Raw genomic sequence first — 19,789 nt, 5'->3', positions numbered from 1 at the left:
AGGCAGTTTTTGTCAACGTTGTCAAATAATGATTGGTGTATTCATTAAAATTGAGAAGGCAGGAAGCAAATTTTCATGCGGATAAAACAAAGCCACCTATTGAGATCAGCAATAGGTGGCAAGGATATTCTAATTTGTAATTGCTTAGTCTGCGTTGTAACTTTCGCGATCTTGCAATTGGTTTATTTCAAGAAAATATCCATCTCTATCAAACATGTAGCAAGTGTGCACTACGATAGGAGGACCGCCATTACGTGATGGATAGCGCGATTCTGACTTTGGAGTTGTGATCGTGATTTCTGGAAGCTTCGCAGCCGCATCACATTGTTTATCAACTTCGGTAGTATTGAAGACCATAACCATATCTCCAATTCCCATTTTCCCTGTCTTTGGTTTGCGGGGAAGGGCGTTTGGTTCCAACCATTGCAACATGCCGATCCAGCCAACCCAGCTATCATTGGAATTCATCAGAACGAGGCGCGCTTCTGAACCTGGATTTCCTGCGGGGAGGGCGACACCGCTCATGGTGACGACAGTGTCGTAGTTTACTTCAAACCCAAGGACATCACGGTAGAGTTTCAGAGACTCATCAATGTCATCAACGATTAAAGTTGTGCGACGTAAATCCGTTGGAAATTCTTGTGAGGCTTCGCTTGGTGCTTCGACATTTGCCGTTTTCGTTGTTTGTGTGGTTTGTGTCGTGGCACAATTTGCAAGCAAGCCAAGTGAGGCGAGTGCCAATATGATTTTCTTCATGTTTATTCCTCGGTGGTATTTTCGACTGGTATATTGAAACGGCTAACGCTCTCCATCATGGCTTTCATTGCTTGACCTGTTTGAGGAAGTTCCTCTGCCGGCATATCCATGTGGTTTAGCGGGAATTCTTGCTGGTATTGATTGAATACGGGTTGAACCATTTCCAAAGCATAGTTTGGAATTTTGCGATTTTTTCTAAACTCGGCAATTGGAATGACAGCTTCAATAATGCCGTCTTGGTCTTTGGTAGGTTCTTTGGCGAGAATATTCCCGTGTGGGTCGACGATAATGGATTCACCTGCATCATATTTTGGATTGTTGGGATCAGCAGGGAAGGCGATGTTTGACATTGCTGAATAAAAATCATTGATGCGTGCCATTGCTAGCACATCATCTTCAGCAAATAATGTAGCTGTCCGCATCATGATTTCTGTGCCGCGCATTGCGAAGGCTGCGAAGATGAATGGGTCCATCTGCACTGTACTGACCGCAATGTTCCCATATTCAGTTTGGAGCACTGGGAATTCTTCTTCAATGCCATACATGGCGCGGTATTTGTCGCGAACAGATTCTATCGTAGTGGTCGTTATTTCGCGATCTGGGTAGATGCGTTTGATATTCCGCGACTTCCAGAAAATTTTGGCAATCTCGCCCTGACGATCAATAACGACATTGAGGCTTAGAATGTGGTTTGGCCAATCCTTGTCTGTGGCGTAGCTACCAAAGATGAGATAGGTGTCGCAAGCTTTTGCTATTTGGCCAAGGCGGTCAGTTTCGGGGCCTGGAAATTGTACTGTATATTTTAGCTTTTCATCACGTCCACCTGATGAATATCCGGTGAGGGGGAATTCGTGATAGAGAAGAAAGTCTGGCTTTTTACCTGTTGTGCAAGCCTGATCTGCCATTTTTTCCATATGCGCGAGGTTGTGGTCTAACCCTTCTTGGACGCTTGGAAAATCAGACAGGGAATTTACTTTTGTCTGAATGACTTTGACGACGACATTGTCCTTCTCCAACGGCTTAACGGGATAAGATCCGTTTGATTGCACCAATAGAGGGGCTTTAACTGGCGGCGGTATTTGCGCGTCAGTGTGTGCAATCTCTTGTGTTTGAGTTGTTTTTGTCGATGTGGATTGGCCAAGCCAGAAAGTGCCGCCAGCTAGCGCGAGTGCCATCACTACATATAATGGTTTCACGGTTTTTCCTCCCAGAAATCAGGCTATTGGTATGAAGCCTGAAGGGAGTATGAGAGAAAAAAACGTGAAAAGATATACCTTTGTTAAAGAACGAAAATCTAAGCCGATTTACGCATATTTCCCAAAAATAATTCGATACATTCGCGTATTGCATGGGATTGCTCTGTCATAATTTTCGACGAGGATTCAACTTTTTGAGCAATCGCACCAGTTTCGTGAGCAGCATCATTGACGCTACTGATATTTCCATCCACCTCACGGACACCTGAAGAGGCGTGTTGTACAGAGGATGAGATTTCACTTGTGGCTGTGGCTTGTTGAGAAATGGAATCTGCTATTTCAGCAGATGATGATTCCAGTTCACGAATAACATCCATAATCTCACGAATGCCGCTTACGGTTTCACCCGTAACGGATTGGATGTCATCAACTTGCTTTTGGATATCTTCAGTCGCCTTTGCAGTCTGGCCCGCGAGGCTTTTGACTTCTGAAGCAACAACGGCAAATCCTTTACCTGCTTCACCTGCGCGTGCTGCCTCAATGGTTGCGTTTAGAGCAAGAAGGTTGGTTTGTGAGGCGATGTTGGTGATAAGTTCAACCACTTCACCAATAGAGCTGGTCGCGAGCTCAAGTTTAGAAACGTGTGATTGCATTGTAGTGGCACGTTCAGCTGCTTGAGATGTGGCTTTATCGGAATGAGATATTCTCTGACCAATTTCATGTATAGACGCTGATAATTCTTCAGCGGCTGCGGCTACATTTTCGACACTTGCAGACGCTGATTGTGAGGCGCGGGTCACATGAGAAAGCCTCTCTTGTGTGTTGGCCGATACATCGGACATGGAAACAGAGCTTTGATCTAGATTATCCGTAGCGATAGACATTGTATTGAGGGCAGATTGCACCTCTGCTTCGAATGCTTTTGTAATTCCATCCAGATATGTAATTTGAGCAGCAGCAGCTTGCTCGCGACTTAAAACAGCGCGTTGCTCTGCGGCGGCGCGCTCCTCATTGACAATCATTTCTTTGCGGAAAAACTCAACGGCTTGAGCAAGTCCACCTAGCTCGTCTTTTCGACTTAATCCGGGTACTTCTAAGCTGTTTTTGCCCGATGCGATCTCGTTTGTAGCACGGGTTAGCCTTTTCATAGGTGTGGAAATGCGGCGGGAAAGCAAAAACCCGATTAGACTTGTCAATGCAATCATCATTGACGTGATCAGCAACATACGGTTTCGCAATTCAATCGTATGCTGCATGATTTCATCGGTATGTTGTTCTGCAACTATATCCCATTTTACACCGTGATAATTTAATGGTGCGATACCCGCAAAAACACTATCACCCTTGTAATTTTTCGTATGCAGAGTTTGAGATTGTTCAACTAAAAAGCTAGGATCAACAGTCTGTTTGAGCAATGTGCTTTCACTTGATCTTGGCGCGTCTGTTCGCATGATTGCATCTTGACCAATCACATAAGCTTGTCCGGTTTCACCAAGGCCGCTAAGCGAATTTACAGAATTATTTATGCGATCAATTGGCATTTGAAACACAAGAACACCTGCAACACCGCCATTACCATCAGGTATTGCGGAGGATATGAAACTGGCAGGGGCATCCTGACTTGGCGCGTAAGCGGAGAAATCGAAGAAAGAAATCTCGCCCGGTTTTTTATTTTTTGCAGATGTAAACGCTTTTGCGAGGTCAGTATTTTTATACTGACCAGAAATCATGCTTGTCGCGTAATCGTTTTCTTTGAAGACCGAATAAACAATGTCTCCGGAATTTGAGACTAGAAAGATATCGTAATATCCACGGTCTTTGAGAAATTCGCGGAACCAATTGTGGTATTCACCATGGACTTGAGAGTATAGCGAACCGTCTTTACCTGCATCCAGCTTTTCTTTTTCGCCAATGGGAAATGGGTTTTGGCGAATGTAGATATCTTGCAGCGTTTTTTGAGGTGTTGCGCCTAAACTTTCCCACGCGTTTTGAAAATCTTGAATAGCGTTTCGTGTATAAGGATTGCTGGATACTATCCGAAGGTCTTGTTCAATTGAGCCTAGATATTGTTTTAGCGAATCTCGACGATCTATAGCTATTTCCGAGAGGTTTTTATCCATATCTTCAATTAGGGATTTTTTAGAGCTGTTGTAATTGGTCGTCCCCAGAGTTCCACCGACCAACAATCCCGTCCCAACGACAAGAGTGGTCAATTTTTGGGACATAGAGAGGTGGTCGAAAAGTCTAAGCATGTGGGGCCCCCGCCATAAAATGAGCAATTATATATTTTACGATATGATAAATATAAACAATTACAATTATCTAGGTAATCTCATGTGATGGTTAACAATGGGTAGGCGGCGCGCTAATTTTTTAAATTTGGTGAGATTTGTTTTCCGTTACGCAGACTTAGGTGAATTTCAAACCTTGTGAGTTGGCGCTGGTTATGGTTGACGTATTGTAACGAATTATTACTTAGTTAATTCAACAGATTTTAATTGGACGGAGATCCCCACATGGCGGACTGGAACTTCCCGAAGGGCGATTTGATGGCTGGCAAGCGTGGCTTGGTCATGGGTGTCGCAAACCAAAACTCTATCGCGTGGGGTATTGCACAGCAATTAGCCGCTCAGGGTGCGGAAATGGCTTTTACCTATCAAGGTGAAGCATTGGAACGCCGTGTACGTCCGCTTATTGAGTCCATCGGCATGGACACGATGATTTCTGCTGACGTAACCAATGATGATGAGATGGACGCAGCTTTTGCGACACTCAAAGAAAAATATGGCAAGTTGGACTTTGTTGTTCATGCGATCGCTTATGCAGGCAAAGATGAGCTGAAAGGTTCTATGGTTCACAACACAACGCGTGAAGGTTTTGCACGTGCGATGGATATTTCTGTTTTCTCATTCATTGATGTATGTCGCCGTGCTTCTGAAATGATGGAAGAGGGTGGGTCTATCATCAACTTAACTTATCTTGGTTCTGAGCGTGTTATTCCATCTTACAATGTGATGGGTGTGGCGAAGGCTGGTCTTGAAGCGGCGACACGCTATGCAGCCCGCGATATGGGTAAACAGGGCGTGCGTGTAAATGCGATTTCTGCGGGCCCAATGCGGACTTTGGCGCTGATGGGCATTAAAGGGTCAAAGACACTAATGTCTGCTGGACGTGATATGTCTCTTCTTGGGGAAGACACTAAAATGGAAGGTGTAGCGGGTGCTGCGCTTTATCTCTTGTCTCCAATTGGTGCGTCTATCACGGGTGAGGTTCTTCACGTTGATGCTGGTTTCCACGTTGTGGGTGTGCCTGAGCCATCTGAGGAATAGAAAAATTGCGTCCCACCCTGATCGGAATATTCTTGTTTTCAAGTTTAGTGTTCCTTTCAGGGTGCACGCATAATGCTCCTGTTTTTTCTCAACAGTCTGAGCAAACGACACAAACTGATGGTGTTGAAGAAAAACCCGTAGAGTTTGTAAAACTGGCGACGGGTGTGTGGTTGCATACCGGATATAAGGTTGTGCCACCTTGGGGAAATATTCGCACAAACGGGCTGATCATTGAACGCAACGATTATAGCGTGCTTATTGATACAGCTTGGAATGATGCACAAACCGCTGAAATTGTTTCATGGGCCAAAGATACCCTTAAAAAGCCAGTTCGCGCTTCAATTCATACGCATGCACATAGTGATAAAATGGGTGGTATGGATGCTTTGCATGCGCAGGGGGTTGAAACTTATGCGAGTGCTTTAACGAATAGACTTGCGATTGAGCGCGGTTTGCTACCTGCTAAAAATGTGTTGGAACTTGCAGATATTGGAAGTCAGGTTGAATGGGAAGGGCTGACAGTGCTCTACCCTGGTGGCGGGCATTCAGAGGACAATATCGTGGTCAATGAGGGCGAGAATAACATATTGTTTGGAGGATGTATGATCCGTCCAGGTATGACGACCTCCTTGGGTAACACTGGCGATGCAAATCTTGGATATTGGTCTAGAGCTGTTGAAAACGCTACAAATGCTTTCCCCGACAGTCAGATTGTTATTCCAAGCCATGGAAAGCCAGCAGGACGTGAAATTTTGAAAAACACAGCTTATATTGCGCGGCCAAAAGTTGATTAGTTCAGTTCTTAATCTAAACGCGTAACACTATTTACTGAGCGGTTTTGCTATGGCCTCTTCACGATCTAAAAACAACGAATTGGGGCCGGATCCGCTAAACCCTCGCCCTATTTGGGATACAGCTTTTTTAAAAGCGGTTGTGACGTCCCCCAATATAGAAGTGGGCGAATATAGTTACTATAATGACCCTAAGGGGCCAGAACACTTTCAAACACATTGCGTGAAATACCATTTTGATTTCATTGGTGATAAACTTATTATCGGGAAGTTTTGTGCTTTCGCGACAGACATTCAGTTCATCATGAATGGCGCAAATCACGCGATGACAGGGTTTTCGACTTTTCCCTTTCATATTTTTGCAAATGGTTGGAAAAATGGTTTTGACATGGACAGTATCACAAGCGGGCTACGCGGGGATACAATTGTTGGCCATGATGTTTGGATTGGCCGTGGCGCAACTATTATGCCCGGAGTTGATATAGGCCATGGCGCAATTATTGGTGCTCATGCGGTTGTGACCAAGAATGTTCCCGCTTATTCCGTTGTGGTTGGAAATCCAGCGAAGATTGTGCGTCAACGATTTGATGACACGACTATTGAAACGCTTCTGGATTTAGCGTGGTGGGACTGGCCAATCGAAACAATTTCAAAAGCGCTAAATGCTATTCGCGGCAATGATTTGGATGCACTCAAACAGATGCGCCCAACTGCTTAAAAGCCTAGCCCGCAATCACGCCTTCATCGACTAGAAAGCTCCATAGTGGTGCAAGAAGGCGTGCTTCGGCGCGCGCATTGGGTGTGCCTACTTTTGCGGCGAGTGGGCCTTCATCTTTGATGATGAGATCGCAGAGATATTTTGCAGGCTCAGTAAATTGAGCGTGAGCAGGGCGCACGAAATTAAGATACTGGGCTAATACGCGGTCCAAATCACGGTTACGCTCGTTCACATCGCGCTCAATACGGCGGGCGAGGCGCAAATCTGCGGGTGTATCTACGAAAATTGTAAGGTCAAATAAATTGAAATAGGCTCTGTCAGAGAGCGTGTGTACACCTTCGCAGACGATGATGGGGCGTGGCGATAAGATTTTTTCAGCACCATCAACGCGATCATGCATGGTGAAGTCATAGACGGGTTGTGAGATTGTGCTGCCACGGCGAAGCGCTACAAGATGGGCTTCATACATGTCCATGTTTTTAGATGCTGGATCATCAAAATCCACGCGTTCTTCCATTTCCTTCATCGACCATAAGGGCGCGTCTGGATGTTGGTGCTCGCGCGGTTTGTAATAATTATCTTCCCCCATAAGCAGGACTTTGTCCTCGCCTAATTTATCCAACAAGGCTTGCGCAAGTGTGGATTTTCCAGAGCCAGATCCGCCAGTAATTGCGATCATATAAGGTTTGGACATTGTTCAGGCTTTCTGGAGCGTTTTAATGGGAGGTGATTGTTTATGTCAGAAAATTTGTTGCGAAAATAGCGCCGCACGAAATTTCAAGCGACGTTACTGATGTTTCTTTTAAATAAGGGGCACGAGGCACGCTTATTCTTGGCAAGTGATAGCTGGTCCCGATCCAAACACGGGATGCCAGCGGTAAAGTGGCCGCAAACAAGCGCGCCTCGTATGATGGTTTTGGCCTTTTGCATAGCCGCGAAGGGAGGATGGGCAATGCCCCCAATACTCCGCATCAGAAAACAACGTGATCAGAAAACAACGTGTTTTCCAACTGGTATCTCCCCAGCCCCACCACCTTGATCGCACCCCGATAGCGCGATCTGGTTTGATGAGCCCATCATTCCAACCCCAGCACGTTCGGTCGCGAGCCGCTCCTGTAGATTGGATGATGTGAGTATGGGAGGGATTTGCGGCGAGGGGGATAAGTTTTGAGTTATCCCACGTTTAAACCTCAAAGGGTGTGGTGCATTCGTGCCTTAATGCACCCTACATTGTTCTAATTGCTGGGAAAGAGAAGATGTTTTGGAAAGCTTTTTTCAGTCGACAAGTTTAAGCTCTGGATGAATGTATATCAACTGGGGGCAAGAGAGGTTTGAATGTAATGGGAATCATGCATATATAAAGTTGTATTGCTATGTCTGAAAAAGGTAGAAATATTGATCATCGACGATATAGACTTTGCTGATCTGCCAGTTGGAAAAGAAGAAGCGTTCGTTGAGTATGTGCGGCGTCTTAAAAAACAATTAGGTCCCTTAGATCGTCAAGATCTAGAAATAAATTGGGATCAACAGCATGATTGCTACTCAGGTGAATATGAGCCTAGAAGATTATATGTTTCATCTATCCTAGCTTTTCTTGATGAGTATGATTTGGATGGAGGTGAAATTAAAGATATTTCAGGCCTTCCAAAAGTTGATTTTGGGGTTGAGTATTCAGCTTTTTCTAATTCAGTAAATTATATTGTTACTCGGTACAAACTTCGTAGCAGCAGATATTGCAATGGTTCTGCTGGTACTCCAATTTTGATTGAGGGTTCATATAAAGATGAAATTGGAAAACATCTCGATCAGATCAGAAAGATAATTAATCAAGAAATATCAGATGAGAATAAAAAAGATATCCTTTTTAAGAAGATCGCCTCATTACAGCTAGAGGTAGATAAATCTAGAACCACAATAGATGCTGTATTTTCACGCATATATGAAATTTCTCAAGGTGTTAATGAGTATGCTCGAGATTGCGAACCTCTAATCAAAAAAATTTCCCAACTTGGAGATATTTTTATCAAAGGCTCCAAACGGGACGATAAACTACTAGAGACTAAAAGGAAAAAAGCTTTACCGAAGCCTGATGATAAATCACCAGACGTAAATGAAGAAATTCCTTTTTAGTTTCCCCCCAAAAAAACGGCCGTATCATTTCTGATACGGCCGTTCTTAATATTCAAATTAGAAAGAAGGCTTAGCCTTCGTCGCTTTCGGCAACGATTTCTTTTCCTGTTTCTTGGTCAACCACTTTCATGGAAAGACGCACTTTACCGCGGTCGTCAAAGCCAAGAAGTTTAACCCAAACAGTTTGGCCTTCTTTAACAACATCAGAAGTCTGTTTCACGCGCTCTTCAGCAAGCTGAGAGATGTGAACCAAGCCATCTTTTGCGCCGAAGAAGTTTACGAAAGCACCAAAGTCCATGACTTTAACAACTTTACCTTCGTAGATTTCGCCAACTTCAGGCTCAGCAGTTAGGCCGTGAATCCATTTATAGGCAGCGTCGATTGACTCTTTGTCTACAGCAGAGATTTTCACAGTACCATCGTCTTCCACGGACACTTTCGCGCCTGTTTCTTCAACGATCTGACGGATAACTTTACCACCTGTTCCGATAACATCACGGATTTTGTCAGTTGGAATTTGCATAGTCACGATGCGCGGTGCGTTACCAGATACATCATCACGTGATCCATCAAGGGCTTTGTTCATCTCAGCAAGAATGTGAGCGCGTCCGCCTTTAGCCTGCTCAAGAGCAGTTTTCATGATGTCTTTTGTGATACCAGCGATTTTGATGTCCATCTGTAGAGATGTCAGACCTTCAGTTGTACCAGCAACTTTAAAGTCCATGTCACCAAGGTGGTCTTCATCACCAAGGATATCAGAAAGAACAGCAACGCCGTCTTCATCCTTGATAAGACCCATTGCGATACCAGACACTGGACGCGCAAGCGGCACACCAGCATCCATCATAGCCAATGAACAACCACAAACAGTCGCCATTGAAGATGAACCGTTTGATTCAGTGATTTCCGATACCAAACGCAATGTGTATGGGAAGTCTTCTTTTGTTGGAAGAACAGCCTTCAATGCACGCCATGCGAGTTTACCGTGACCGATTTCACGACGACCAGCGCCGCCCATACGGCCAACTTCACCCACAGAGTATGGAGGGAAGTTATAGTGTAGCATGAAGTTTTCTTTTGATGTGCCTTCTAGACCATCAATGAATTGCTCGTCTTCACCTGTACCAAGTGTTGCCACACAGATTGCTTGTGTTTCACCACGTGTGAAGAGGGCAGAACCGTGTGTACGCGGAAGGATAGACACTTCACCAATGATCGGGCGAACCTGATCCAAAGCACGACCATCAATACGAACACCTGTTTTGATGATGTCGCCACGAACAACTTTAGCTTCAAGAGATTTGAAAATACCTTTGAAGAAAGCTTCGCTCCAGCCTTCTGGATTTTCATCAGAAACAACCAATTGTGCAGCAGCTTTATCGCGTGCTTCACCTACAGCAGCATAACGCTCTGCTTTTTCCTTGATTTTGTACGCCGCTGAAATGTCAGCGCCGACAAGTGCTTCAAGTTTAGCAAGTTCAGCTGATTTGTCTTCTGGTTGGAAGTCCCAAGGCTCTTTAGCTGCACGCTCTGCAAGATCAATGATTGCAGAAATAACAGGTTGGAAGCTCTCGTGACCGGCCATTACAGCGCCAAGCATAACTTCTTCAGAAAGCTCTTTAGCTTCTGATTCAACCATCATCACCGCATCTTGCGTACCAGCAACAACGAGGTCTAGTGCTGTATCAGGCATTTGGTCGAGTGTTGGGTTGATGATGTATTCACCATCTTTGTAACCAACACGCGCAGCACCGATTGGGCCCATGAAAGGTACACCAGATACTGTCAACGCAGCAGACGCTGCAACCATAGCAACAACATCTGGGTCGTTTTCCATGTCATATGACAATACAGTCAAAACAACTTGTGTTTCGTTTTTGAAACCCGGTACGAAAAGCGGGCGAATTGGACGGTCGATCAAGCGTGATGTCAGCGTCTCTTTTTCAGTCGGGCGAGCTTCACGTTTGAAAAAGCCACCTGGAATACGTCCAGCAGCGTAGTATTTTTCTTGGTAATTCACAGTCAGCGGGAAGAAATCCAAGTCTGGATTTGCTTTCTTAGCCGCAACCACTGTTGCGAGCACTGACGTCTCACCGTAAGTGGCGAGAACAGCACCATCGGCTTGGCGCGCAATGCGACCTGTTTCCAGTGTCAGCGGGCGTCCTGCCCAGTCGATAGTAACTTTTTGAATGTCAAACATATATATTTTTCTTTCCTACATACGAAAACCGCCGGTCCCGTGGACCGGCGGGTGAATAGATCTTGGCCTAGCGGCGTAGACCCAATTCTTCAATAAGAACCTTGTAGCGGTTCTCGTCTTTAGACTTTACATAGTCTAGCAACTTACGACGCTGGGACACCATTTTCAGGAGGCCGCGACGTGAGTGGTTGTCTTTTTTGTGAGTTTTAAAGTGCTCAGTCAAAGTTGTGATGCGGTCTGTAAGGATCGCAACTTGTACTTCTGGTGAACCTGTGTCGCCTTCTTTAGTGGCGAATTTTTTGATTAGCTCAGCTTTACGCTCAACAGTAATCGACATCGTGTTACTCCGTATTAAAGTTAAATACACGAACCGGCACAAACCGACCCGCACGAACTTCGCCAAGAGCGACTGCTTTTTCACCTTCTTTTGCGAAAGCTATTCGAGAGGCGTCTTCCCCGTTTACAATACGAGGGCGGCGCTTTTCTTTGAAAGCTTCAACCAAGTGTGGCAAAAGAACGATTTCGCGGCCTTGCCTAAGTTTTGAAGCGTCTTCCCCATTGATGGCCAGCGCCGGGATGTCGTCCAGCGCGGTCTCAATCGGGACTAATTGAGCCTCAAGTGCATCTCTATCGCCGATTTCGACGAACTTTTCTAGTCCTATAGATGATTCTTCGGAAAAACTTCCAACTCGCGTGCGCCTAAGGGCTGCAACATGCCCCTCAACACCGAGTTTTTCGCATATATCACGAGCCAGAGCACGAATGTAAAAGCCTTTTCCACTCGTTACGGAAATGACCGCTAGATCAGCAGATGGACAGTTTTCAAGCTTGGCTGCAAGAAGGTGAACTTTTCGAGGCTGTAGCTCCACTTGTTCGCCATCTCTCGCTAAATCATACGCACGCTCACCATTGACTTTTATTGCTGAGAACTGGGGAGGAATTTGTTCTATCTCTCCCACAAAGCTTGCTAGCGCTATTTCAATTTGCTCAGGCGTTGGGCGAAGGTCAGAGGTCGCAATGACATCACCCTCTCTGTCTTGCGTCGTTGTTGAACTTCCAAACCGAATAGTGAAGCGATAGTCTTTATCTGCATCCATTACATAAGGAACAGTTTTTGTCGCTTCGCCAAACGCGATGGGCAAAATGCCAGAGGCGAGGGGATCTAGTGTGCCGCCATGCCCAGCTTTTTGAGCATTGAGCTGCCATCGTGTTTTACCGACAGCTTGGGTGGAGGTGATATTTTCAGGTTTATCAAGAACCAGCCAGCCATGGACTGGTTGTCCCTTTTTTCTTTTGCGTCCCATAGGGAAGTCTCCAATGCCAGACTGACGGCTTGGACGCCAGAGTGGGGGATTTAAGTGGGGTAGAGTTAGGTTTTGAGAGTCCACAAAACGCCTGCCTTAGCGGGCCGGGTGGAACTTTCTAATCTTCTAATGAAGGTTTTTACTTATTTTGCCCATAGCTAAGTAAAATACTTTGTTCTATCGGGGCTGTGGCACAAGCTGTAAGTGTTGCAAGCAAGATCACGAATAAGGCACTACATATTGTTTTCTGTTTCATCATCGTCTTTTCTAACGAGGTCACGCGCGACCTCAGGTGACGCCAATAGCTCTCCGATTCTGCCGGCTTCCTCATAGGATTCATCAGGCAAAAAGCGTAATTGCGGCGTAAATTTCATTTCGATCTCTTTTCCAAGATGACCTCTAAGAAAACTACTAGCACGATTTAATCCGTAGACGACCTTTTCTTGTGTAATTTTATCGCCGCCTAGAGGCGCAACAAAACAAGAAGCGTGTTTAAGGTCAGGCGATACACGTATCTCGGAGACGGTCACGGACACACCGGACAAGTCAGGATCTGCAAACTCTTCACGTGCGAGAATGTCTACCAGTGCGTGACGAATGAGCTCTCCAGCGCGTAATTGGCGTTGAGAGGGTCCTTTAGAGGCATTGAATTTACGTTTAGACATTTAAGGACCTTTCCTACAAACGTGTGTGTTCTTTATCTGACTTTGAGAGGGGGCGGTCTCAAGGCGGCCACTTTACGGGCCGCTTCCATCATCTGCTTTTGGTTATCAAACCAATCAACAGGTATGAAAAAGTCGTTTGCGCCTTCTACTATAAAGGCGATGTAGTGCTTTGTTGTCCGAATGTCCACTATCGCGGCCCAATCTAACTGCGTCGTGATGTGTTTTCGTTTTATGAGGATGCGTTTTCTATCGATATTGAAATCAAATGATTGGGTCGTTTCATCATCACGTCCATCTTTTTGGCGCTCTGCTAACCGTGTGAAAATAAGAAACCATGACAAACCAGCACTCGCTGCGAATATCATTGATAACAGATCGGCCCAAAGAGGAGAGATGTTATATTCGGAAAAGAAGGTTTCAAATAATTGCAGGGTTGCTGCTGAGATAACGGGAGCAACAACGCCGGCATAATATAATGTCGTTGGGCCAAAACCACCATTACGGCGTGCTTTGATAAATCTTTTCAATTGCCGCGGCGTTATGTGCCCAGCCTTCGTGACACTGTCACGGTAGGAAAGTTCATCGCCTGTAGCTTCTTCAGGGCGGTAGGGCGTCTCGATCATGTGAAGCTCGCTTTTAGTATTAGGAGCACTATAGCTAATGCCATCCCCTGAATATTTCGTTGTTGTTTTTCAGAATATGGTGAACTGCTTTGATGATATGCAAAAAAGGCCGATACTCGTGGAGAATATCGGCCTTTAAAAATTTAATCAGTGCATTCCAGATTATGCGAGTGAGCGTTCGATAAGCTCAACTTTGAAACATTCAATCTGGTCATCTTTCTTGATGTCCTGATATCCGATGAAGCCCATACCACATTCCATACCGGACTTAACTTCTGGAACTTCGTCCTTAAAGCGTTTCAATGTGGATAGTTCACCTTCGTGGATTACGATGTTATCGCGTAGCAAACGCACACCACACCCACGTTTAACAATACCTTCTGTGATAAGACACCCAGCCACTTTTCCAAGTTTGGAAATGTCGAAGACTTGAAGCACTTTAGCGTATCCAAGGAATGTCTCACGACGTTCAGGTGCCAACATGCCAGAAAGCGTTGCTTTTACATCATCGATCAATTGATAGATCACTGAGTAATAGCGAATTTCCACGCCTTCTTTTTCTGCCAATGCAAGTGCTTGTTTATTCGCACGTACGTTAAAGGCAATGATTGGCGCTTCTGAAGCTTTAGCAAGAAGAATGTCACTTTCAGAAATTCCACCCACAGCACCATAAATGACACGTGCGCGAACTTCTTCGGTTGAAAGCGTTTCAAGTGAGTGCGTAATCGCCTCGATTGAACCTTGAACATCACCCTTCACAACCAATTGAGCTTCTTTTGCTTGTTCAGTGACAACACCATCTTTTAGGCGTGCCAACATGTGCTCAAGAGATGCACGTGCGCTTGGTGCCGATGCAGCTTTGTTCTTAATCATACGCTGACGGTATGCTGTGATTTCTCTCGCGCGAGCTTCGTTTTCAACAACGACAAACTGGTCACCAGGTGATGGCGGGCCATCAAGTCCAAGGATTTCGGCTGGACGTGTAGGGCCTGCTTTATCCATTTGTTGATTGCGTTCGTTTACGAGAGCACGGACTTTACCCCACTGACCACCGGCAACAACAATGTCACCGCGTTTTAGGGTTCCGCGTTGAACAAGAACAGTGGCAACTGGACCACGGCCTTTGTCCAATTTAGATTCGATGACTGTACCATCAGCTTCGCGATCAGGATTGGCTTTCAACTCAAGGATCTCAGCAAGCATGGAAATAGCTTCGGTGAGTTCTGTGAGACCTGTTTTTTTCAATGCTGATACGTGGATAGCCTGAACGTCACCACCCATTGATTCAACTTGAACATCATATTGAAGAAGTTCAGTTAGAACCTTTGTTGGGTCAGCGTCTGGTTTATCCATTTTGTTGACAGCGATAATAATTGGAACATCAGCAGCTTTTGCGTGCTTAATCGCTTCAATTGTTTGTGGCATCACACCATCATCAACAGCAACAACAACAATCACGATATCAGTGATGTTTGCACCACGTGCACGCATAGCAGAGAATGCCGCGTGACCAGGTGTATCAAGGAAAGTAATCTTTTCGCCTGATTTCACTTTTACCTGATAAGCACCAATGTGCTGTGTAATTCCACCAGCTTCGCCACCGACAACGTCTGTTTGACGTAGAGCATCGAGTAGTGATGTTTTACCATGGTCAACGTGACCCATAATCGTCACGACAGGTGGACGTTCTTTCATGTCTTCATCAGCATCAGCTGGGCCTTCAAGACCTAGCTCAACGTCTGATTCAGATACACGTTTAATTGTGTGACCAAACTCTTCCACAATCAATTCTGCTGTATCGACGTCTAAAGTATCAATACCGCGGATCATTTCACCTTGCTGCATCATGAATTTCACAACGTCTGCGACGCGTTCTTTCATACGATTTGCAAGTTCTTGAACTGTAATTGTTTCAGGCACAGTCACTTCGCGAGACTGTTTTTCAGTCTCTTGCTTGCCCATTTTCATGCGGCGTTCGCGTTCTTTTTGCTTCGCACGGTTGTATGAAGCAAGTGAACGTTGACGATCTTCATCTGCTCCAAGAGCAGTTGTGATTGTCAATTTACCTTGACGGCGTTTAGGTTGACTGCGGCGTGACGGTGCAGGTTTGTTGCGATCATCACCTTGTTCTTCACCAGCTGGACGCGCCTTTTTAATGCGCCCACCCAATTCTGACAGAGTATCTGGGTCAGGCGGGGGGCCTTCTCCTTTGATTTCTGCTGGTTTAGAGCTTGGCTTGTCTGGTTTAGTGATGCGTTTTTCGCGTTTTTGCTGAGGTGTCTCAGCTTTCGCGCTGTCATTACCACCAGATTTTTTACGTTCAGCTGCTTCAAGCGCTGCTTTTTCAGCAGCTTCACGTGCATCAATCTCAGCTTGTTTACGCGCAGCTTCTTCAGCTCTGCGGCGTTCATCAGCTTCTTCACGCTCTTTAGCTTCAGCATCGAGAGATTTGGCTTTTTCGTTACGCAGTTTTTGCGCAGCTTCCATCGTCTCGCGTTCGGCTTTGCGCTTTTCTTCATCAGCTTTACGCTTTGAAAGAGCGGCTTGACGCGCTCTTAGCTCTTCTTCTGATAATCCAAGCTTACGGGCTGCAGCAGCTGCTGCAGACATTGGTTTTCCGCCTTTAGAAGGTGCGCCACCCGGACGGGAATTATTATTGGGTACAACTACACGCTTTTTCTTCTTGGTTTCGACCACAACTTGTTTGGATCGTCCGTGAGAAAAGCTCTGCTTTACCGTGCCACCAGTCGCACCACCAGACACAGTCAGGGGTTTGCGACCGGTCGGAGTGCCGTTAGCATTGGAGTTGTTATTGTTCTGCGCGTCTTTAGTGTCGCTCATGCAAGTTCTTCATGTTGTGGCCGACTCGACAATTCGCTACGACCTTAAATTCAATTAAACCGCCAAAGACATCCAGTCTGACGGGCGCAACGGGCGGAAACCACCCAGTCGCTCTACTTCAATGATCCAATTACGGGCGGATCGACCCTCTTTAACGATAGCGTGTATCACACGCTCCCGCCCTAAGGCCATGCCCAATTCCTCAGAAGTGAAGCATCCAACAATAATCGGTTGCTCCTCAACGTCGTCATCGCCAAAAACAGCTTTAGCAAGAGAAAGTACTTTCTTCCGGCCATCGCTAGCGCCATCTAGGGCTTCAATCAAGCAAGAAGGCTCAGAAAGTCGTATTTCTTCTCTAACTTGTTCAAACCCTAAGATAAGGTCTCCAGCACGTTTTGCGAACCCCAAAATATCAAGACAACGACGAAACAGCAATTGGTGTGTCTGTTCGGTCAATGCAATATCGGCCTTGACGGATTGTTTAAACGCGCGTGAAAAAACTTTTTTTGATATCGCCAAATCAATGGCTTCCGCTGATGCCGTTACCCAAGCGCCGCGCCCTGGAAGGCAGTTTGCGACGTCAGGTGTTACGACATTATCGGGAGACACCACAAATCTGACCATAGCAGATTGTGGTAGACTTGTCCCCGTTGAAATACAACGGCGCACAGGATCACTCTTCCCACCGATTTTCTTTTTCGGTGGGCCGTTATCTGTGTCGAAGTCGATGTCATCGCCAGACGTTAAGTCTGGTTTGCTATCATTCGTCTGTGTCGGGGGCAGGTTCTGAGTCATCAGATGTGCCCTCCGAGCTTAAGAAAGCTGCTTCAGCAGCTTCAAGATTACCTAATTCGCCTTCAAATGCTGCTTCAGCAGCTTCTAACTCAGCGGCACGTTTTGCGAGCTCAGCTTCAAGCACTTCTGCTTCAACCCAGCCTGCTGCTACACGGGCACGTAGGATGAATAGCTCTGCTGCATCGCGCGTCATTTCACCTTTCACCAATAAACCCGGTTGCCAACGTTGCTTGCCGCGAGAATCTGGCTCTTTCCAACCGATGAGATCATCTGGAACAAGTCCAGCAAGATCATCAATTGTTTTGATACCTTCATCACCAAAGCGGACAGCCATCACAGGTGTTACACCATCCATGAAGGCTACTTCATCGGTCACACCAAGGTCTTTACGCTTCTTGTCCATAGCGGCAGCAAGCAGCTCTAAATATTCCAGAGCACGCGTTTGAAGTTCTTGTGCAACGGCTTCATCAAAACCATCAACACTCGCAAAGTCATCAATGTCAACATAAGCGATTTCTTCAATTGTTTCAAAGCCTTCTGACGCAAGCAATTGTGCAAGCATTTCATCGGCATCAAGTGCACGCATGAAGAGTGCAGTACGTTCTTGGAATTCTTTTTGGCGACGCTCAGAGTCTTGGGCCTCAGTTGTGAGGTCGATTTGCCAACCGGTAAGTTGAGACGCCAAACGAACGTTTTGACCACGACGACCGATTGCAAGTGGGAATTGGCTTTCCTCAACAACAACCTCAACGCGGCCTTCATCTTCATCGACAACAACTTTAGAAACTTCTGCTGGTTGAAGAGCGTTTACGATAAATGTCGCTTCATCATCAGACCAAGGGATAATGTCGATTTTTTCGCCTTGAAGCTCGGATACAACCGCTTGAACACGTGCACCGCGCATACCCACACACGCACCGACAGGATCAACAGATGCATCATGTGACAAAACACCGATTTTAGCGCGTGAACCTGGATCACGAGAACAGGCTTTGATCTCGATAACGCCTTCATAAACTTCCGGTACTTCTTGTGAAAAGAGGGCAACCATGAAGCTAGGGTGTGCACGAGAAAGGAAAAGTTGAGGACCTTTAGGTTCGCGAGATACCTTGTAAAGGATAGCGCGAACGCGATCACCTGGGTTTAGATTCTCACGAGGCAAGCCATCATTACGGCGAATAATTCCTTCACCGCGACCAAGGTCAACGATAATGTTGCCGTGTTCGACGCGCTTAACCAGACCATTGATGATTTGGCCTTCTTTATCTTTAAATTCATCATATTGGCGTTCGCGTTCTGCTTCGCGCACTTTACCAGTGATGACTTGTTTTGCTGTTTGTGCCGCTACACGCCCAAACTCAAAAGGAGGAAGAATTTCAGTAAATTCTGTTCCTATTTCTGCGTTGGGGTCCATTTCACGACCTTCCTCTAAAGAGAGGTGGTGTGCTGGGTCTTCTACTTCCTCAACAACAGTTTGAACACGTGTAATAGTCGTCTCACCTGATTTAGGGTCGATTGTTACACGGATGTCGTGTTCCTGACCATAACGTGAGCGAGCTGCTTTTTGAATAGCTTCTGCCATTGCATCAAGAACAATCGTTTTATCGATTTGCTTCTCAGCTGCCAGAACGTTCGCAATTGCTAGGATTTCCAGCTTGTTCGCTGAAACGCCGATGGTGCTCATCAGTCATCCTTTCTTTGTGCTGGGTCGTCTACTTGGTTGACGTCCGCATTGTTGTTTTCAGAAAAGTCGTCGTTGTCTTCAATGTCGTCTGATTCAGTATCTTCAAATTCGTCGAATTGATCTTCATCTAGTTCAGGTGCTTGCCCGCGAGATTGTGCATCTTCAATGAGGCGATCATTCATGACCAAAGAAGCTTTGACCATGTCGGCGATAGCAATATCGGCTTGTGATCCATCTTTCAGATCAAGAGACACAATACCGTCAGTTTGGCCTGTTATAAAGCCGTGAAACCGTTTGCGTCCATTGATAGGCATACCAACTTCAATACGCGCTTCATGCGTAAGCCAATTGGAAAAATCTTTGGCGCGTGTCAAAGGGCGGTCAATTCCAGGAGAAGAGACTTCTAAATTGTATTCCGAGTGGATTGGATCTTCCACGTCTAATATTGGACCAATCGCGCGAGACAATTTAGCACAGTCTTCTACATCCATCGTGCCGTCTGGCTTTTCAGCCATTATCTGGAGTATGGGCGTGTTTGCACCCATCATACGAATACGCACAATCTCCAGCCCGATGCTCGTAGCCTCAGGTTCTATAATATCAAGAATACGTTTTTCTATTTCAGATAGGGCGCGCAAATCAGGTCCGTTATTTTATTGTCGTCTATTCACTAGGGTATCATAAAAAATGATACTTTGAGAGGTCTTGGAACGAAAAGCGGCGGCCTAGTTGCCCGGGCCGCCGCTGTTCAATTTCA

The 19,789-nt window shown here is 45.8% G+C and carries 17 protein-coding genes; 4 read left to right on the top strand and 13 right to left on the bottom strand.

What is annotated here, in order from left to right:
• Positions 1-144: 144 nt before the first annotated feature.
• The 3 genes from ACFQS8_RS11805 to ACFQS8_RS11795 all read right to left on the bottom strand — a co-directional run bounded on the left by ACFQS8_RS11805 (position 145) and on the right by ACFQS8_RS11795 (position 4,204).
• The gene (locus tag ACFQS8_RS11805; protein WP_382167630.1) at positions 145-756 is read right to left on the bottom strand and encodes a VOC family protein; all 612 of its coding nucleotides are present in this window, start codon (positions 754-756) and stop codon (positions 145-147) included.
• A gap of 2 nt (positions 757-758) precedes the next feature.
• Entirely contained in the window at positions 759-1,952 is a 1,194-nt protein-coding gene (locus ACFQS8_RS11800) for a nitrilase-related carbon-nitrogen hydrolase (protein ID WP_382167628.1), read from the bottom strand.
• A 98-nt stretch (positions 1,953-2,050) separates the two neighbouring features.
• Positions 2,051-4,204 (bottom strand): methyl-accepting chemotaxis protein, encoded by a 2,154-nt coding sequence (locus ACFQS8_RS11795; protein WP_382167626.1) that lies wholly within the window; start codon positions 4,202-4,204, stop codon positions 2,051-2,053.
• Between the two features lie 264 nt (positions 4,205-4,468).
• Between ACFQS8_RS11795 and ACFQS8_RS11790 the strand changes: the two genes are divergently transcribed.
• From ACFQS8_RS11790 to ACFQS8_RS11780, 3 genes are read left to right on the top strand one after another with little or no spacing between them, the layout of a single operon-like run.
• Positions 4,469-5,281, top strand: coding sequence for an enoyl-ACP reductase FabI (locus ACFQS8_RS11790; RefSeq protein ID WP_382167624.1), 813 nt, complete (start codon positions 4,469-4,471; stop codon positions 5,279-5,281).
• A 5-nt stretch (positions 5,282-5,286) separates the two neighbouring features.
• Positions 5,287-6,075, top strand: a complete 789-nt coding sequence (gene bla / locus ACFQS8_RS11785) for a subclass B1 metallo-beta-lactamase (protein ID WP_382167622.1) — start codon at positions 5,287-5,289, stop codon at positions 6,073-6,075.
• 49 nt (positions 6,076-6,124) lie between these two features.
• Positions 6,125-6,790: a CatB-related O-acetyltransferase gene (locus tag ACFQS8_RS11780; RefSeq protein WP_382167620.1), complete on the top strand. Its 666-nt coding sequence runs from the start codon at positions 6,125-6,127 to the stop codon at positions 6,788-6,790.
• Between the two features lie 4 nt (positions 6,791-6,794).
• On the opposite strand, the gene udk is transcribed toward ACFQS8_RS11780, so the two are convergent.
• Positions 6,795-7,484, bottom strand: coding sequence for a uridine kinase (udk, locus tag ACFQS8_RS11775; protein WP_382167619.1), 690 nt, complete (start codon positions 7,482-7,484; stop codon positions 6,795-6,797).
• Positions 7,485-8,185: 701 nt separating this feature from the next.
• On the opposite strand from udk, the gene ACFQS8_RS11770 reads away from it, so the two are divergent.
• Positions 8,186-8,920 (top strand): hypothetical protein, encoded by a 735-nt coding sequence (locus ACFQS8_RS11770; RefSeq protein ID WP_382167618.1) that lies wholly within the window; start codon positions 8,186-8,188, stop codon positions 8,918-8,920.
• A gap of 70 nt (positions 8,921-8,990) precedes the next feature.
• On the opposite strand, the gene pnp is transcribed toward ACFQS8_RS11770, so the two are convergent.
• The 9 genes from pnp to rimP all read right to left on the bottom strand — a co-directional run bounded on the left by pnp (position 8,991) and on the right by rimP (position 19,670).
• A complete protein-coding gene (gene pnp, locus ACFQS8_RS11765) occupies positions 8,991-11,120 on the bottom strand; it encodes a polyribonucleotide nucleotidyltransferase (RefSeq protein ID WP_382167616.1) in 2,130 nt (709 codons plus the stop codon).
• 67 nt (positions 11,121-11,187) lie between these two features.
• A complete protein-coding gene (rpsO, locus tag ACFQS8_RS11760) occupies positions 11,188-11,457 on the bottom strand; it encodes a 30S ribosomal protein S15 (protein WP_382167614.1) in 270 nt (89 codons plus the stop codon).
• 4 nt (positions 11,458-11,461) lie between these two features.
• Positions 11,462-12,424: a tRNA pseudouridine(55) synthase TruB gene (gene truB / locus ACFQS8_RS11755; RefSeq protein ID WP_382167612.1), complete on the bottom strand. Its 963-nt coding sequence runs from the start codon at positions 12,422-12,424 to the stop codon at positions 11,462-11,464.
• 233 nt (positions 12,425-12,657) lie between these two features.
• The gene (gene rbfA / locus ACFQS8_RS11750) at positions 12,658-13,089 is read right to left on the bottom strand and encodes a 30S ribosome-binding factor RbfA (RefSeq protein ID WP_382167610.1); all 432 of its coding nucleotides are present in this window, start codon (positions 13,087-13,089) and stop codon (positions 12,658-12,660) included.
• A gap of 32 nt (positions 13,090-13,121) precedes the next feature.
• The gene (locus tag ACFQS8_RS11745) at positions 13,122-13,712 is read right to left on the bottom strand and encodes a YcxB family protein (protein ID WP_382167608.1); all 591 of its coding nucleotides are present in this window, start codon (positions 13,710-13,712) and stop codon (positions 13,122-13,124) included.
• A 162-nt stretch (positions 13,713-13,874) separates the two neighbouring features.
• Positions 13,875-16,553, bottom strand: a complete 2,679-nt coding sequence (gene infB, locus ACFQS8_RS11740) for a translation initiation factor IF-2 (RefSeq protein WP_382167606.1) — start codon at positions 16,551-16,553, stop codon at positions 13,875-13,877.
• A gap of 54 nt (positions 16,554-16,607) precedes the next feature.
• Entirely contained in the window at positions 16,608-17,348 is a 741-nt protein-coding gene (locus ACFQS8_RS11735; protein ID WP_382167604.1) for an RNA-binding protein, read from the bottom strand.
• On the bottom strand, positions 17,314-19,032 hold the full coding sequence (nusA, locus tag ACFQS8_RS11730; RefSeq protein ID WP_382167602.1) for a transcription termination factor NusA: 1,719 nt from the start codon (positions 19,030-19,032) through the stop codon (positions 17,314-17,316). The genes ACFQS8_RS11735 and nusA overlap by 35 nt, the downstream gene beginning before the upstream one ends.
• Positions 19,032-19,670 (bottom strand): ribosome maturation factor RimP, encoded by a 639-nt coding sequence (gene rimP / locus ACFQS8_RS11725; RefSeq protein WP_382167600.1) that lies wholly within the window; start codon positions 19,668-19,670, stop codon positions 19,032-19,034. Before rimP ends, nusA begins: the two co-directional genes overlap by 1 nt.
• Positions 19,671-19,789: the final 119 nt, after the last annotated feature.

The sequence above is a fragment of the Hirschia litorea genome (assembly GCF_042665075.1).
GTDB classification, from domain to species: domain Bacteria; phylum Pseudomonadota; class Alphaproteobacteria; order Caulobacterales; family Hyphomonadaceae; genus Hirschia; species Hirschia litorea.
Note: the sequence above shows the minus strand (reverse complement) of the source record. Positions and strands in the feature narration are given on the sequence as shown.

Excerpts from the sequence above, each read along its gene's own strand:
- ACFQS8_RS11790 (WP_382167624.1), top strand. The coding sequence starts at position 4,469 with ATGGCGGACTGGAACTTCCCGAAGGGCGATTTGATGGCTGGCAAGCGT.
- pnp (WP_382167616.1), bottom strand. The coding sequence starts at position 11,120 with ATGTTTGACATTCAAAAAGTTACTATCGACTGGGCAGGACGCCCGCTG.
- ACFQS8_RS11735 (WP_382167604.1), bottom strand. The coding sequence starts at position 17,348 with ATGACTCAGAACCTGCCCCCGACACAGACGAATGATAGCAAACCAGAC.
- ACFQS8_RS11805 (WP_382167630.1), bottom strand. The coding sequence starts at position 756 with ATGAAGAAAATCATATTGGCACTCGCCTCACTTGGCTTGCTTGCAAAT.
- ACFQS8_RS11795 (WP_382167626.1), bottom strand. The coding sequence starts at position 4,204 with ATGCTTAGACTTTTCGACCACCTCTCTATGTCCCAAAAATTGACCACT.
- truB (WP_382167612.1), bottom strand. The coding sequence starts at position 12,424 with ATGGGACGCAAAAGAAAAAAGGGACAACCAGTCCATGGCTGGCTGGTT.
- udk (WP_382167619.1), bottom strand. The coding sequence starts at position 7,484 with ATGTCCAAACCTTATATGATCGCAATTACTGGCGGATCTGGCTCTGGA.
- nusA (WP_382167602.1), bottom strand. The coding sequence starts at position 19,032 with ATGAGCACCATCGGCGTTTCAGCGAACAAGCTGGAAATCCTAGCAATT.
- infB (WP_382167606.1), bottom strand. The coding sequence starts at position 16,553 with ATGAGCGACACTAAAGACGCGCAGAACAATAACAACTCCAATGCTAAC.
- rpsO (WP_382167614.1), bottom strand. The coding sequence starts at position 11,457 with ATGTCGATTACTGTTGAGCGTAAAGCTGAGCTAATCAAAAAATTCGCC.
- rbfA (WP_382167610.1), bottom strand. The coding sequence starts at position 13,089 with ATGTCTAAACGTAAATTCAATGCCTCTAAAGGACCCTCTCAACGCCAA.
- ACFQS8_RS11745 (WP_382167608.1), bottom strand. The coding sequence starts at position 13,712 with ATGATCGAGACGCCCTACCGCCCTGAAGAAGCTACAGGCGATGAACTT.
- ACFQS8_RS11780 (WP_382167620.1), top strand. The coding sequence starts at position 6,125 with ATGGCCTCTTCACGATCTAAAAACAACGAATTGGGGCCGGATCCGCTA.